The organism is Rhodopseudomonas parapalustris (genome assembly GCF_053772255.1).
Map to the genome: position 1 here is coordinate 1 of NZ_JAMKBZ010000049.1, position 15,470 is coordinate 15,470.

At 59.3% G+C, this 15,470-nt stretch carries 15 protein-coding genes and 1 pseudogene; 3 read left to right on the forward strand and 13 right to left on the reverse strand.

Annotated features, from left to right (window positions below):
* Positions 1-146: 146 nt before the first annotated feature.
* The 4 genes from M9H71_RS24295 to M9H71_RS24310 all read right to left on the reverse strand — a co-directional run bounded on the left by M9H71_RS24295 (position 147) and on the right by M9H71_RS24310 (position 5,324).
* Positions 147-560, reverse strand: coding sequence for a hypothetical protein (locus tag M9H71_RS24295; RefSeq protein ID WP_455407429.1), 414 nt, complete (start codon positions 558-560; stop codon positions 147-149).
* Between the two features lie 113 nt (positions 561-673).
* A complete protein-coding gene (locus M9H71_RS24300) occupies positions 674-2,212 on the reverse strand; it encodes a methyl-accepting chemotaxis protein (protein ID WP_455407430.1) in 1,539 nt (512 codons plus the stop codon).
* Positions 2,170-3,116 (reverse strand): IS630 family transposase gene (locus tag M9H71_RS24305; protein ID WP_455407431.1). Its coding sequence is split into 2 segments (ribosomal slippage): positions 2,170-2,775 and positions 2,778-3,116, totalling 945 coding nucleotides; the frame shifts between segments, so codons are not numbered across the junction. Before M9H71_RS24305 ends, M9H71_RS24300 begins: the two co-directional genes overlap by 43 nt.
* Before the next feature lie 258 nt (positions 3,117-3,374).
* Positions 3,375-5,324 carry a putative bifunctional diguanylate cyclase/phosphodiesterase gene (locus tag M9H71_RS24310; protein WP_455407432.1) on the reverse strand — a complete coding sequence of 650 codons (1,950 nt, stop codon included), beginning with the start codon at positions 5,322-5,324 and terminating at the stop codon, positions 3,375-3,377.
* A 429-nt stretch (positions 5,325-5,753) separates the two neighbouring features.
* Between M9H71_RS24310 and M9H71_RS24315 the strand changes: the two genes are divergently transcribed.
* Positions 5,754-6,923 (forward strand): diguanylate cyclase domain-containing protein, encoded by a 1,170-nt coding sequence (locus tag M9H71_RS24315; protein ID WP_455407433.1) that lies wholly within the window; start codon positions 5,754-5,756, stop codon positions 6,921-6,923.
* 205 nt (positions 6,924-7,128) lie between these two features.
* On the opposite strand, the pseudogene M9H71_RS24320 reads toward M9H71_RS24315, so the two are convergent.
* From M9H71_RS24320 to M9H71_RS24340, 5 genes and pseudogenes are all read right to left on the reverse strand, one after another.
* A pseudogene (locus tag M9H71_RS24320) lies at positions 7,129-7,737 on the reverse strand (PAS domain S-box protein); the annotation flags it as partial.
* A 210-nt stretch (positions 7,738-7,947) separates the two neighbouring features.
* Positions 7,948-8,418 (reverse strand): PAS domain-containing protein, encoded by a 471-nt coding sequence (locus tag M9H71_RS24325; protein WP_455407434.1) that lies wholly within the window; start codon positions 8,416-8,418, stop codon positions 7,948-7,950.
* 118 nt (positions 8,419-8,536) lie between these two features.
* Positions 8,537-9,103 carry a DUF488 domain-containing protein gene (locus M9H71_RS24330; protein ID WP_455407435.1) on the reverse strand — a complete coding sequence of 189 codons (567 nt, stop codon included), beginning with the start codon at positions 9,101-9,103 and terminating at the stop codon, positions 8,537-8,539.
* Positions 9,096-9,305 carry a DUF2945 domain-containing protein gene (locus tag M9H71_RS24335; protein WP_455407436.1) on the reverse strand — a complete coding sequence of 70 codons (210 nt, stop codon included), beginning with the start codon at positions 9,303-9,305 and terminating at the stop codon, positions 9,096-9,098. The genes M9H71_RS24330 and M9H71_RS24335 overlap by 8 nt, the downstream gene beginning before the upstream one ends.
* A gap of 58 nt (positions 9,306-9,363) precedes the next feature.
* Complete coding sequence (locus tag M9H71_RS24340) at positions 9,364-9,726, reverse strand: hypothetical protein (protein WP_455407437.1); 363 nt, start codon at positions 9,724-9,726, stop codon at positions 9,364-9,366.
* 68 nt (positions 9,727-9,794) lie between these two features.
* Here M9H71_RS24340 and M9H71_RS24345 point away from each other — a divergent pair, with 68 nt between their 5' ends.
* Complete coding sequence (locus tag M9H71_RS24345; RefSeq protein ID WP_455407438.1) at positions 9,795-10,574, forward strand: DNA-3-methyladenine glycosylase I; 780 nt, start codon at positions 9,795-9,797, stop codon at positions 10,572-10,574.
* Positions 10,575-10,621: 47 nt separating this feature from the next.
* Here the strand turns inward: M9H71_RS24345 and M9H71_RS24350 are convergent, their stop codons facing one another.
* From M9H71_RS24350 to M9H71_RS24360, 3 genes are read right to left on the reverse strand one after another with little or no spacing between them, the layout of a single operon-like run.
* On the reverse strand, positions 10,622-10,933 hold the full coding sequence (locus M9H71_RS24350) for a hypothetical protein (RefSeq protein ID WP_455407443.1): 312 nt from the start codon (positions 10,931-10,933) through the stop codon (positions 10,622-10,624).
* A gap of 47 nt (positions 10,934-10,980) precedes the next feature.
* Positions 10,981-11,196, reverse strand: coding sequence for a conjugal transfer protein TraD (locus M9H71_RS24355; protein WP_455407439.1), 216 nt, complete (start codon positions 11,194-11,196; stop codon positions 10,981-10,983).
* A 1-nt stretch (position 11,197) separates the two neighbouring features.
* Positions 11,198-11,524 (reverse strand): conjugal transfer protein TraD, encoded by a 327-nt coding sequence (locus M9H71_RS24360; RefSeq protein ID WP_455407440.1) that lies wholly within the window; start codon positions 11,522-11,524, stop codon positions 11,198-11,200.
* Between the two features lie 179 nt (positions 11,525-11,703).
* Here M9H71_RS24360 and traA point away from each other — a divergent pair, with 179 nt between their 5' ends.
* Positions 11,704-14,661, forward strand: a complete 2,958-nt coding sequence (gene traA / locus M9H71_RS24365) for a Ti-type conjugative transfer relaxase TraA (RefSeq protein WP_455407441.1) — start codon at positions 11,704-11,706, stop codon at positions 14,659-14,661.
* A 38-nt stretch (positions 14,662-14,699) separates the two neighbouring features.
* Here the strand turns inward: traA and M9H71_RS24370 are convergent.
* On the reverse strand, positions 14,700-15,470 hold a 771-nt coding region (locus M9H71_RS24370), incomplete at its 5' end, for a putative bifunctional diguanylate cyclase/phosphodiesterase (RefSeq protein WP_455407442.1).

The following is a 15,470-nucleotide window of genomic DNA, read 5'->3' on the forward strand; positions in this document are numbered from 1 at the left end:
GGGCATGTTCTGACCGAGACCGACACATCCTGACCGTGGAGATTTGATATCCACCTCCTTGTCATGACGTCCAGAAAACGGTCTTTTCGAAGCTCCGCGTCAGGATGTCTTGCATCTTCAGGGAGACGGCTCTCACACACTGTCGATTATTTCAACGTGGCCGCCAGCATGTCTGAAAACACCTTGTCGGTACGGTTGAGCCTGAACGGCACCGCCGAGGTGTAATTCGTAGCAAGCGTCGCAAGATCGGTACCGGCCTCAGGCGTATAATCGCGATTGAGGGCAATGAGAGACTGCTCGATTTCGACGAAATCCCTCAGTGCGGGCAGCCGACTCGACAGATCGTTCTGGCATCGCGCAATCATACTGTTGATTCTGGCGATCTCGGCAAACATCTCTGAGTTTCCCGCCAGACGATGCAGCTTGGACGTTGCCTCAGTAACGACCCGAATACTTTCCAGCATTGTCGCAATCAATTTTCTGATCTTTTCGTGCTCCCGCTGCTGCTGCGCGAGCAAGCCTTTGCTTAAGTTCGGATGTAGCTTAACTGTAGCTGTCACGAATACCTCCTTTCATCACAAGAGTGCTGGCCGCAGCGATCCCATCCTCTCGTTTACGGCCGCAACTTTGTGGCGACGTGTCGCGATATGTTCGTGGATTCTTGATCGCTACTCTACATCGCTCTCACGCTTGACAGGAACTGATCAACGCGCGCTCCCAAGTCTCCCGCCTGCTTCGTCAGCGACTGGGCGACACCAAGCACATTGGCCGACGACTGGCTGGATTCGCCGGCCGCCTGGCTAACGCCATTGATGTTCGAGGACACCTCGCGTGTCGCGGCGGACTGCTGTTCTACAGCGCCAGCAATCGAGGTATTGATTTCGCTGATCGTGCTGATGATCTGGCTAATCTCGCCAATTGTATTGGCGGCGGTTTGGCTGGCACCCTGAATTCCACGAATCTGCCCAGCGATCTCCTCCGTCGCCTTCGAAGTCTGGCTCGCGAGCGACTTGACTTCGGAAGCAACCACCGCGAACCCCTTGCCGGCCTCACCAGCGCGCGCAGCCTCAATCGTGGCGTTCAGAGCAAGCAGATTCGTCTGGCCTGCGATATCGGTGATCATCTGGGTTACGCTACCGATCTTCTCGGCCGCGGTAACCAGTTCCGCAACCATTTTCTCCGATTTATTGGCCTCGCTTACAGCAGTCTCGACAACCTTGCCAACTTCAGCAATCTGGCGAGATATCTCGTTAACCGAACAGCTTAGTTCTTCTGTAGCGGCGGCAACAGTGGACGATTGCTGTGTCGTCTGCGTGGCGGCGGCGGCTAGCGTTTGGGCGCTGTTCTCCATGTCGCTGGCGGAGGAGGCAACGATGTCGACCAGAGACTTCACACCCGTTTCGAAGTCGCGTGCGAGCGCTGCATTCTGTTCCTTGCGGCTTGTAAGGTCGGTCGCAAACTTCACGACCTTACAGGGACGGCCATTCTGATCCAGGATAGGATTGTAACTGGCTTCAATCCAGACTTCCTTCCCCCCATTGCCAATGCGCTTGAACTGGCCGGCCTGGAACTCGCCGCGATTAAGCCGCGCCCAGAATTCGCGGTATTCGGAGCTGCCTCTAAATGCCGCATCGGCAAACATGCCGTGATGCTTGCCTTTGATCTCATCCAAGCGATAACCCATGACGGTCAGAAAATTTTCGTTAGCGGTAATGATAGTGCCGTCAAGTTCGAATTCGATAACGGCCTGCGAGCGATCAATCGCCTCGACCTTGCCACGCAGATCGGCATATTCCGCCATCTTCTTCGATATGTCGGTCGCAAACTTGATGACCTTGTAGGGCTTGCCGCCCTTGCCAAGGACCGGATTATAGCTTGCTTCGATCCAGACCTCGCGCCCACCCTTGGCGAGACGCTTGAATTGACCTGCATGAAACTCACCACGACCAAGCTTCGTCCACAACTCGCGGTAATCGTCGCTGTTCTTGTAAGCCGGATCGACAAACAAGCTGTGATGCTGACCTCTGATCTCGTCCAGCGAATAACCCATCGCTCCCAGGAAATTCTGATTGGCGGTCAGGATGGTACCGTCCAATTTGAACTCGATAACGGCTTGGGATTTGTTGAGAGCTTCGATAACAGCTGTGGCGTCACTAGAGCGTGATGATTTTACGTTTGATTGTATCCTGCATTCGCGAAGTAATTTGAGCATTCGGTTGGCGAGGTGATCTTGAGGATCTCGCCGATCGCGCTGGAGACGGTGTCAACGGATCGTTTTGCGGCCTTGCGGAGCCAGTGCTTGAGTTTTGAGAAGAACTGCTCGATCGGATTCAGGTCGGGCGAGTATTTCGGCAGGAACAACAAGCGTGCACCGGCGGCGCGGATGGCGTGGCGTACGGCGTGTCCCTTGTGTGAGCCGAGATTGTCCATGATGACGATGTCACCAGGCCGAAGCGTTGGAACGAGGACGCTCTCGACATAGATGCGGAAGCTGTCGCCGTTGATCGGCCCATCGAGCAGCCATGGCGCGGTGACGCCGTCGCACCGCAGGGCAGCCAGGAAGGTCAATGTCTGCCAGTGACCATGCGGCACGCTGGCCTTGAGCCGCTGCCCGCGCGGTGCCCATCCCCGGAGCGGCGCCATGTTGGTTTTGGTCCAAGTCTCGTCAATGAAGACCAGCCGGGCGGGATCGAACCGGTCGCGATATTTGCACCATTGCGCGCGTCGGCGGGCGACGTCGGGCCGGTTTTGCTCTGCGGCAATCAGCGTCTTTTTTTGTGACTGAGCTTCTCGCGGTGGACGAACTCCCACACCGACCGATAGTCCACCTTCAGGCCCCGCTCGCCGAGTTCGGCGACCAGGCCGCGCAAAGTGAAGTCCGCTTCCCGGCAGCGCCGCACAAGCCATTCCTCATGTGCGCCTGCGATCTTGCGCGGCTTGTAGCCGCCGATCTTGTCCGGCTCGACGCTGCCGGTCCGGCGGAACCGTTGCACCCACAAAATGGCCGTGCTGATGCCAACCCCAAATTGCGCCGCTGCCTGATGGCACGACAGGCCACCATCGATCACCGCCGCAACCACCCGCGTGCGCAAATCAGTCGAATAGGCTCGTCCCATCCATGCTGACCTCCTTCAGCCAGCATGTTGAATCAGAACAACCCTGATTTGGGAATCCAAAACCGACTCAGCCTGAACTCATCCCGCTCTAGCCTGAAGAAAGCGCATGCGCAAGAATCCTATGTGGCAATAAACGATGAGTGAAAAATTTCACTTCGACCAAGTATTCTCACAAATTGTTTGACTAATGCTTAACCATTCTCATGTTGGGAGAATTCACCTCGGTGATGCGATTAAGTAGCCCTGTCACATCTAACTCTATGCTACCACGCAGTGGTCGGTGTCCGATCTGGCTTTGGCGATCGAATTCACGGATTGTTTGGCCAAAAAATCCAGAACCGCGCTCGCTGGCATCGGCTTTCCGAAGAAGTAGCCCTGCATGGCCTTGCAGCCGAGCCCGCGCAGAACATCAGCCTGGCTTTCGGTTTCCATACCCTCGACGACGCAGTTGATCTTGAGGTCCCGGCACAAGCCGACTACCGCCTTGACAATGTCGCGGCTGGGTTTTTCCGTCTCGATACCGGTGACGAAACTGCGATCGATTTTGATCTTGTCCAACGGCAGTCGATGGACGTAGCTGAGGCTGGAATAGCCGGTCCCGAAATCGTCGAGCGAAATGCGGGCGCCGAGCGTCTTGAGCGCGGCGATGGATTGCTGGACCTGATCGAAATCGGCCATCAGCGCCGTCTCTGTAACCTCGAAGTCGATGCGCCGTGGATCGAATCCGCTACTATTGACGATGTTGATGATGTGCAGGATGGATTCCGTCGAGATGAGGTCGCGTGTCGACAGGTTGAAGGAGACCTGAATACCTTCCGGCCATTTGCAGGCGGCGTGCAAGGCCTTCCGTAGCAAGGTGCGAGTCAGCACATTGATAAAATCGGTCCGCTCGGCGATCGCAATGAAGACCCCCGGAGACACCCGCCCCAGTTCGGGACTTTGCCAACGCGCGAGGGCTTCGAAGGCAATGACCCTGTTCTGCTCCACATCGAAGAGGGGCTGGAAGTCGAGCGACAGTTCAGCGTCGAGATCGGCATTGCGAAGGCATTGTTCGACGAGGCTGTGGCTGCGCATCTCGGTTTCATGCTCGGTCGAGAACATCACAGGCTGGCCGCGCCTGTTCTGCTTGGCATGATAGAGCGCGTAGTCGGCGCGCTCATAGAGCACTTCCGCAGTTTTGCCGGCTTCCGGGCTGAGTGCGAAGCCGACTGATCCTGATACATTTGCCACGATGCCCGGCATCGCGTGCGGAATTCTCAGTGTGGCGCAAATCCGTTCACCGGCGGCAAGGACTGCGGCCTCGTCGGTCGCCCCCGAAAGGATGACCCCGAATTCGTCGCCGCCGAGCCGCGCCACGAACATATTCTCGCTTGCCGTATCCTGAAGCCGTTCACTGACCGTCCTGAGCACCCGATCACCGACGGTGTGACCGTAAAGATCATTGATCGGCTTAAAGCCATCGAGATCGATGACGCCGACCGCAAGGGGCTCTCCTCGCGCCGCAGTCTGACGCAGCCGATGTTCGAGTTGCCGGAAGAACTCGCGGCGGTTTGGCAGGCTGGTCAGGCTGTCGAGCGCGGCGAGCTGCGAATTTTCATCGCTGAGACGCTGCGTTTCGATCTGGCTGTTGACCATCTTTTCGAAGTCTCGCGAAACGATCAACAGGATAAAGACCATGGCCGCCGCAACAAGCAGAATGTTGATGGCGATGGCGACGTTGATTGGCTCCCGCGTCAACAGAAGGAAGCCCGTGAACGGAATCACCAGGACTGCGGTGAGCAGCAGCGCTGCGGCGCGCAGATGCATCAGACAGAATATGCAGGTGAACACGGTAACGCCGACGGCCAGGACAACGTGAGCGTGCGTTTGGGGATTGCCGTAACGATAGAGCGACAGCGCCCAGGCGAGAACCGCGACGCCGAGGATCAGGCCAAGCCGGAATATCGCGTGCAACTGCCGGACAACGGCCTCGTCGGACAAGACGGCGTTGCGCGTTCGGGTCCAGGTTATGGTGCGGACTATGCAAAGCGCCAGCAAACCGCCCGGAATAAAGATCGTGAGAAAAGCCGGTGCGTATTGGTAATGGGTAAAGGCCAACGTGGCGCAGTTGGCCATCAGACCAAAATAGAGAAGTGGGATCTGCTTAGAAAAAGCGGCGATCTGCGCACGGCGCACCGCGATATTGCTGCCATTCTTGGCAGACGACAACCGACGTATCACTACAACGCCCCATATAGCTATCGCGTGCATATTAAAGCAGCGCGCTGAAAATATCGTAAACTACTTGCCGCCTCATCGAACGCGATGTGACGGCGCTTCCCATCGCGGTTCGTCGAGCACATCGGAGCAAAATAATACCGCACGGAGCACGAGGTCAGGCGTTCCGACGTTTTGCTCATTGAAGAGACTGAAAGAATGTCGCGTCTTTTGCGAGCGTTACCGAGCCCCCAACGAACGATGGAAACACTGATCGCATCTGCGCCGCAGCACGCGAGCAAGCCTACTCGCCCCGATCCTGCGATTGCTGCTCAAACCGGCAGCCCGAAAGCACGGATCGTTAAAAATGGGAATCAACGATTAAGCGCGTGGTGACCTGGATGCGGTACACCGATATCGCTGGATGGGGATGGGGTAGCGATGCAGGTAGACCCGGAGATTCGCTCACAACTGGTGCATATGCTCTATTCGGCGATGCCTCAGGTGGCGTCGTCGACAATGGGCACAGTGCTGCTCTCGACTATTATCTGGTGGCAGATCCAGTCCGCGTGGACAATGGCGATCATCGCGGCTGCGGTCATCGTCGCAATTGTTCGGCTCAGCATTCTCGTCGCCTATGGGCGGAAAAACGGCGATGTCCCGGCATCGCCGGCTAAGGCGGTCGTCTGGGAACGACTCTACGGCGCCTCCTCAATCGTCATGGCGCTGGTGCTCGCAGCCGTCATGCTCACTGCTTTCCTCTTTGGTGACAGCGGCGTGCAACTTCTGTCGTCAGGAGTTGCGATCGGAATTTGCGGCGGGCAGTCGACCGCTCGCGTGACATGCCGCCCCTGGATACCCATCGCCTCGGGTATGATCATCCTGATCACGTTGGTAGCTTGCGCGATCGTCTGGAAACACCCGTTGTCGGTGGTGTTCGCATTTTTCACCGTGCTTTACCTCTACACCTACGCGGAAGCCTGCCGGCACAGCGCCCGCACGATCCTCGGCCGACTTGTCGCCGAGAATCAACTCGCCAAGCTCGTCCGCCGCGATCCTTTGACTCGACTCGCCAATCGCATGGGCTTCGAAGAGGAAATCGAGCGCGCGTTCCACGCGCTTCAACGGAACCGGAGCAATGTCTCGCTGCTCCTGCTGGACCTGGATGGATTCAAGGCGGTCAACGACGATCTCGGCCATCCGGCGGGCGATGCGGTTTTACGGGAAGTCGCGGATCGATTGCGCAAGCAATCTCGCAGCACAGATTATATCGCGCGCCTTGGCGGAGACGAATTCGCGATCGTGGTGACCGACCGGCATGACCAGGAAAGTCTCGCGGGCTATGCCCGACGATTGATTGCGGGGATTTCGGAGCCCTTCGACATTTCCGGTCACACTATACGGATCGGGGTCTCGATCGGCGTTGGCACTGCGACCGCGTTCGGCCCCGAAGGGACTGCGGAACTGCTGGCCGCCACGGACGCCGCCCTCTACAAGGTGAAGAAGGGCACCAAGAACGATGTCGCATTCGTCGCATGGCTAGCACCACCGCCCGATGCTGCATGGGCGCGCTCCACCACAGTAGCTGACGCGCCGTCGCGGGCTGCATGACAAGCGGCCAAGCGCCACTCACACTCACAGGGCGGCGCTAGCAAGGAAAGCAGCCTGATGCCCGCCACATACCCTCCGAGACAATATCCCCGCTGGTAACCGTTTATCCCGCTCCAGCTTATTGTGGCGTGTTCCTTGGACAGAGTCTCTGGAACTCGCGGACGCTGCCTTGCTGGAAGCTTCGGGTTCACTTTTTGGCCGAAATTTCGATATGTTCTCCCCGACGAATCCGGGCGAGAATGTCGTCCTGCTTAGGATACTGATTGGGCGGAATTATGGCTTTTATGGACTTGCCGATTATCTCGTCGGCAGCGTAACCGAACAGCTTTTCGGCGCCTCGATTCCAAGTCCTGATGATGCCGTCGAGGTCCTTGCTGGCGATCGCGTCGTCCGACGACTCGACAATTGCGGCAAGTCGTCCCGCAAGCTCCTCGGCGCGTTTGCCCTCGGTGATATCGACCAGCATGTTCACTGCACCCGTCACCTCGCCGGACGCGTCACGCAACGGTGTTGGATAGGCGAGGAACGGCACGCGCACACCGTCCGGCCGTTCTGCCACCGCCTCCACGCCCTTGATCTGCCGCCCCTCTTTCAGGGCGACCGCCATCGGACATTCGTCGTGCAGCTGCGGCGTTCCGTCCGGCCTGTACATGCGCCACGAACCGCACCAATCATCCGAACCCAGTTCCGGCTCACGGCCCCATAGTTCGATGGCGGCCAGATTGTAGGAGGTGATCAACCCCTCTGCGTCTGTCGTATAGATCGCGCCGGGCAACGCTTCGATCAGGTCTTTCAGGCGCTGCTCGCTTTGCCGGATCGTACTCTCGTCCGCGCGGCGCCGGGTGATGTCCTCGATGGCAAGCAAGATCAGATCGTCACGCCCATCTTCGCGGGCGATCTTGCTGGCATTGAGCAGCATACAACGGTGGCCAATGTCGAGAAAATCATGTTCGACCTCGAAGTCCGTGATTGCATGGTCCTTGGCAAGCATTTCGTCCAGCAGCGTTCGAAGGCCGGGAATGTTTCATTGGCTATTACCCAGCTCATAGACGAGCCGTCCCTCTGTTTCGTGCCGCTTGACCTGGAACTGATCATAGAAGGCGACATTGGCAGACTGAACGCGCAGAGCGCCGTCGAGGACAAGGAGCGGTTGCCGGACGGTCTCCACCACGGCCTCGGAATAGATGCGTGCTTCATTGACCGCGTCGGCGGCACGTTTTCGCTCGGTGACATCGCTGAAGGTGACGACGACGACGGCGATATGGTTGTCTCGCGTGCGGTAGGGCAGCATGCGCCGCCCGTACCAGCGGCCGGCATCGCTCGGCACCTCGGTCTCGATCGGAGTAAGCTTCTTCAGCACCGTCTCGGCGTCCAGCAGCAGATTCTCGTCGGAGAATTTTCGCGCGAAGTGCGCAATCGGACGGCCGATATCCGAGGACACATCGAAATCAGCACCGCCGACGCCGCGCGGAACTGCTCTCACAGCAGGGCGCATTCGAGTCATGCTTGCGGCATGGACGGTATGCCGTCGCGCGCTTCCTAGAATCCACGACGACGCCATCCGGTCGCTATCGACCTCATCGCAATCGTCCGGGTTTCCGGGCGGCCATGTTTCACAAATTGGTTCCGATCGCATCGGGATAGACGACCATCTTGTCGGGACGAACGACCGCGCCGGATGTGAGGCGAGCAGCCTCGACCCGATCATGCCCCATGATGTGAAACACGGTTTCCCCGCGCGCTATCAGATTGTCAGCGATGAGGCGGCGATGACAGCGCCACCAGACCGCCTCTGAACACATGATCGCACACCGCCGCTTATGTCCTTCCTCAATCAGATGTCGTAGGCCATCGTGGAACGTCTCCGACAGAGCGTAATCCGCATAGTTTCGGAAGCTCTTGTTCTCCCAAAAACCATTGACATCGGGACGCAAGTCGGGGGCCTTGCCGCGAAAGCCGCCGAGCGTCGCGATGTGCTCGTATGAGATCTGAAATGCGGCAAGCGCGCCGGGAAGCGTGTCCTTGTTGAATTGCGGATTAGCCCTGGACATGGGCATCTTCCTGACATCCACGACCCTTTGCACCTGCGGCTGCTTCAGCAACTCGACAAAATCTTCAAGGCTCCGGTTGGAGTGACCGATTGTGAAGAAAGGCAGCGTCGCTGACCGTCCTTCAGGCATGATCGAGCGCACTGCCCTTATGAGCCGCGATATGATCGGTCTTATCGCTCTTGATTTCGTATTGAGGATCGTCCTCGGAAGCGTGATGGGTATGTCCTTTATAGTCGAAATCGCGCATATGAACCTTGACGATCTTTCCCGTTACGTGGCCAGCCTCGGAATTCCAGCGCACGTGATCGCCGACCTTGAACTTCTTTGACATTTCAAACGCTCCCTTTCGCGGTACAAACGTTAGGTTCCAACGTTCGTTCCGGTTCGCCCTAATCTGCGATGGTCTCGAAAATCTCTTGTTCCGCCGCTGCGCGGATGGCCAACCAGTTCCGCTGCCCAGATGGCAGAGCGACATCTGCTGGATCGATGTGCGCAACAAGCAAGCTGGTCTCATCGACGCTGCGAGCTTCCATGGGAACGTAGAGCGCCGCGACCTCTCCATTATAACCGGCGGAACGATCCACATGGCCGCTTGGCGTGACGCGCCCGTAAAGCGGCTTCGCGGTATAATGACCCCGAAGTTTCTCGCGGACTTTCAGTTCGTGAAAGTCATCCCGATGCAGCGGATAGCGAAAGTAATAGGAAATTCGCGGAACTCGCCGTAACTCGGCCAAATCGAGATCATCTATCATTGGGTCGCCTTGCCAATGGTCATCGGATCATCCTGGTTGTATTTCATTCCTTCAGCGTGACGTGGAAAATGTCCAGCGTCAGGTGTATCGGAACTGACAGCAGTGACAAGCACTGCCGCTCCAACTGTAACGCTGATGAGGATTTATTGATCCGCCAATTCGGTGACATCATCGCGGTGGCCGCCAAATGCAAAGGCGGATTGTCGGCGCTTGAGGATGCCTTGGCCGCCACGCCGGCATCTCTTCTTTCGACCGTCGCCGCGATCCCCGACGATCGTATTCTCGCCGAGATGAGCCGGTGGATTTTTTATGCTGGGTTCTCAGCCCGAGTAGTCGACGCCAAATGGCTCGGGTTTGAAAAAAGTTTTAGTCACTTTGATCTGCGAATCAATGCGTACATGGATAATGATCGGCTCGATGAATTGAGCCGGGATCCCGAGATAGTCAGAAATGGGCCGAAGATCCGAGCGGTTCGGGCCAACGCTCGATTGCTGCTCGACTTCGCAAGTTCGGACGGTTCTGCCGCTCACTTCTTTGCGCAATGGCCGGACGAGGATTATGTCGGGCTTTTGTATCTCTTGAAAGAACAGGGGAGCTATCTGAGCGGCCATGCTGCAATGCGCTTCTTGCGCGCGATCGGCAAGCCGGCATTCATCCTGATCGACGATGTCGTCGATGCGCTTATCCGAGAGAACGTGATCGCTGGTGCCCCAAGAACCCGGAAGGACCGGACTGCCGTTCAGGCCGCTTTCAACATTTGGTCCCAACAATCTGGGCGCAATCTGACGGAGATCAGCCGGATCCTTGCAATAAGCGTAGGAGAAATTTCCGGCCGCCTCCGTCGCTGACTGAACGGCATCAGCGTCACCATGCATGAAGAGTCGGAAAAGGCGTTTCATTCCACTAACATCTTGAAAGTGAAGCGGGGTTTCTCCGCCATCGAGATGACGTCAAACGTCCCGCCATGCGCGCGAGCGATTTCAGTAGCGATGTAGAGGCCGAAGGCATTCTGGCTTTTGCAAGTCTGTCGCGCAACACCGACAGACCATCCCAAAACTTGCAACGCAGTTTGCGACCAAAGCCCGTCACGTAGCAAACATCCAGAAGTACGCGGATGGCCAGCATGAAGCAGATCAGCGCGGCAAGCCACGCGATAGCCGGCAGCGCTGCGATGTTTGAGGTCTCCGCGCTGCCCGCCATCGCTCACGCCCGATCCTGCGGCGGTTGAATTCTGTCATGCACGTCTGCTGGACGCTACGTCTCGAACGCCATCTTTCCGAGTTTCGTCCATATATCGCGCGCGTGTTCACCTTGCTCGCTTTTGAGCTTATCTGCCATCCAGATCATCGCGCCGTAGATCGTGGTCCGATCATCGCCGGTCAGGTCCACGAGACCGGCTTTGACGACGAGGCCGCCGAGTTCAATCAGGTGCCGCGTCCTTTTTCGGCGCTCGACCTGCCACGTTCGCATGTCATTGCGTGCCCGTGCCGCCTGATGCCGGTTGCGCGCCGCCCGGTTGCGCTTGATCGCCGCCAGCGTTGCGGCCAGGTGTTGATGCAGATCGCCGCGACCGCCCTTGAAAGAACGCCGCGCCGCGCTTCGCCCAAGCCTCCTTCTTCCCGGCATCCGCGGTTTCCGCTAGCACGATCAGCGCGCCCGCCAGTTCGTTAACGGTGAGGTTGTCTGCCCCGGTGGCGATGACGAGTTCGCCGAGTTGCTGCACCTTCCGGTTCTTCAGTTCCCTGGCCTTGTCTTCCAGCGCCTTCAGTTCGGCATCGTAGTCTTTCGGTTTGCGCATTGGCCGTTCCTTTCCGGTCGCAAGATGTCGATGCGGAGAGGATAGTTTCACGAGGCGCGGAATGCAGTAATGTCACCGGGACAGTCTGAGACGGCGCGGTCCGTCCCGAGAAATTCATTTCGAGGGCGCGCTTATACGTCGTTCCGACGTGCGCTTGGCCGTGGCAATGCTTGATCGCGATGGCGATCTATCATCTTCACGTCAAGGTCATCGGCCGCAAGGCCGGATCGAGCGCGGTGGCGTCGGCCGCCTACCGCTCGGCCTCGCGGCTGCGCGACGAGCGCATCGACCGCAGGCACGACTTTTCCGCCAAACGCGGGGTCATCCATTCCGAGATCATGCTGCCGGAAGGAGCGCCGGAGCATCTTGGCGACCGCGAACGGCTTTGGAACGAGGTTGAGGCCGTCGAGGTCCGCAAGGACGCCCAGCTTGCCCGCGAGGTCGAATTCGCCATTCCGCGTGAGATGACGCAGGCGCAGGGCATCGAGTTGGCCCGCGACTTCGCGCAGGCCGAGTTTGTCGATCAGGGCATGATCGCCGATCTGAACGTGCATTGGGACATGGGCGAGGACGGGATGCCCAAGCCTCATGCCCATGTCATGCTCACCATGCGCAGCGTGGATGACAATGGGTTTGGCCAGAAGGTGCGCGACTGGAACGCTACCCAGATGGTCGAGCGCTGGCGTGAACGCTGGGCCGAGCACGTCAACGAACGGCTGGCCGAACTCGACATCGACGCCCGCATCGACCATCGCAGCCTTGAGTCGCAGGGCATTGGGCTTGAGCCGCAAAGCCAGATCGGCGCGCCCGCGATGCGGATTGAGGGCGAAGGGATCGAAGCCGCCGACCGTGCCGAGATGCACCGCGGGATCGCGCGTAACAACGGTGCGCGGATCATCGCCGATCCTTCGATGGCGCTGGACGCGATCACGCAGCAGCAATCGACCTTTACGCGCCGCGACATGGCGAAGTTCGCGCACCGGCACAGCGACGGCATGGACCAGTTCAACGAGGTGATGGGCGCGATGCGCAATGCGCCCGATCTGGTCGAACTCGGTCAGGACGGGCGCGGCGAGGATCGATTCAGCACGCGCGACATGATCGAGGCCGAACAGCGCCTGCATCGTGCGGCCGAGATGATGGCGGAACGCGAGCGCCATGAGGTCAATGATCGGTACAGACTCGACGCCCTTGCGCGCGCGGAACAGCGCGGCCTTGTGCTGTCCCACGAGCAGGCCGACGCGCTGGCGCATGTCACGGACGGGCGTGATCTCGGCATCGTCGTCGGCTATGCCGGGACGGGAAAGAGCGCCATGCTCGGCGTTGCCCGCGAGGCCTGGGAAGCGGCGGGCTTTGAGGTTCGCGGCGTTGCCCTGTCCGGCATCGCCGCCGAGAATCTGGAAGGCGGATCGGGCATTGTGTCCCGCACCATCGCCAGCATGGAACATGGCTGGGGACAGGGCCGCGACATGCTGACGTCCCGCGATGTGCTGGTGATCGACGAGGCGGGCATGGTCGGCACGCGGCAGATGGAGCGCGTGCTGTCCCATGCCGCCGAAACGGGCGCAAAGGTGGTGCTGGTTGGCGATCCGCAGCAGTTGCAATCCATCGAGGCGGGCGCGGCCTTCCGTTCGATCCACGAGCGCCACGGCGGCGCGGAAATCGGCGAGGTGCGCCGTCAGCGCGAGGACTGGCAGCGCGACGCCACGCGCGATCTGGCGACCGGCAGGACCGGCGATGCGATCAGCGCTTATGACCGTCACGACATGGTGCATGTCGCCGACACACGCGAACAGGCGCGCGGCGATCTGATCGACCGTTGGAATCGCGACCGGCAGGCGTTACCGGACAGAAGCCGCATCATTCTCACCCACACCAATGCCGAGGTGGGCGAACTGAACGGGGCCGCGCGCGACCGGATGCGGGAAGCGGGCGATCTGGGCGAGGACGTGCGCGTGACGGTCGAGCGCGGCGAGCGCAGCTTTGCCGCTGGAGATCGCGTCATGTTCCTGCAAAACGAGCGCGGCCTTGGCGTGAAGAACGGCACGCTCGGCACAGTTCAGGAAGTCAGCGCACAGAGCTTAACCGTGCACACCGATGACGGGCGCAATGTCGCCTTCGACCTGAAGGACTATGACAAGATCGACCACGGCTATGCGGCGACGATCCACAAGGCGCAGGGCATGACGGTAGACCGCACCCATGTCCTGGCGACACCGGGCATGGATGCTCGCGGCAGCTATGTCGCCTTGTCCCGTCACCGCGACGGCACGGACCTGCATTATGGCCGCGACGACTTCGCCGATCAGAACCGGCTGGTCCGCACCCTGTCGCGGGACCGGGCGAAGGACATGGCAACGGATTACGACCCGGCGCAGGCTTACGCCGAGCGGCGTGGCATCACATTCCGCGAACGTGTTGCCGAGATCGTCAGGAAGATCGTGCCGGAGAAGGTGCGCGACAGGATCGGCGGAATGTTCGACGGTCTGCGTGTAGAGACCGAGCCTGCCCAACGTGCCGTACAGCAGCCGGAACGGGCAACGCAGGACAGGAAGGTGACGACAGACCCGGAGATGACGTTGCGCCGCGCGCGAGGACGAGCCTTCGTCCGCCATGCCCGCGCCGTGGCCACGATTTTCGAGGCGCAGGCAGAGGGCAGCAAGGCGAGCCCGCATCAGGTGCAGGAGTTGCACGACGCCCGCAGCGCCTTTGATGATCTGCGCCCGCATGGCTCTCGCGATGCAGAGGCCGTGTACAAGAGGAACCCCGAATTTGCGAACGATGTCGCTTCGGGCATTCCCGACCGTGCCGCTCCGGCCCGGCGCGCCCTGCAAATGGAAACCGAGCTGCGTCAGAATCCAGATCTACGCGCCGCCCGATTCGTGGAGCGCTGGCAGAAACTCGACCGGGCCAGCGAGCACAGATATGCGGCGGGTGATTACTCCGGCTACAAAGCCGCGCGGGCGGAAATGGGCAATATGGCGATGAGTCTGGAGCGCGATCCGCAGATGGAATCCATCCTTGCCAACCGCAAGCGGGAACTCGGCATCAGCTTCGATTCAGGCCGCAGCCTTGGCCGCGAGCTTGCCTTCCATCATGGCATCGACTTCGGCAGAGGACGAGGACTCGGATTGTAAAGTTACCGCAAATCACATTGCAATTGTGGCAGGTCTTCTCATCCAGCAGCGGCCTGAAGGGCATTAATTTCAGGATCAGGTTCCATTCCGACTAGAATGGAAGCTTTTGAGGCATCGACCGGCCGGCCGAGCAGATAGCCCTGTGCGGTTCCACATCCGTATTCGACAAGATTGGCAAGCTGATCCTCGTTCTCCACCCCTTCACCTGTCGTCGAGATCGCCATTTCCTTCGCCATCGTGGTGATGGCGCGCACGACAGCGGCTGCGTTGGGATCGGTATCAGAGATGCTGATGAAACTGCGATCAATCTTGATGCGGTCGAGCTCCAATTCACGCAGATGTACCAGAGAGGAATAGCCGGTTCCAAAATCGTCCATCGCGATCCTGACCCCGAGTGCCCGGAGGCCGGCCAGGGCAAGCACAATTTGCTCGCTGTTCTCGACCATCGCCGTCTCGGTGACTTCGACCTCAATGCGCCGAGGCGTGAGCGCGTGACGAGCCAGAGCTTCCGTAATCTGTCTGAGCACATCGACCGAGCGTAGCTGGACCGGCGAGACGTTGATTGAAACATAGAGATCGGCAGGCCAAAGCGCGGCCTGCCGGCAAGCCTCATCGATTACCCATGCCCCAATTTCGACGATCGCACCACATTGTTCAGCAACCGGGATGAACTCGGCTGGCGATACCAGTCCACGTTCAGGATGGTGCCAGCGTATCAGCGCCTCGAAACCGGCGAGCGTGCGACCTGGCAGAGCATATAGCGGCTGATAAAGTAACTCGAACTGGCCAGCCTGCACGGCCGTCGCTAG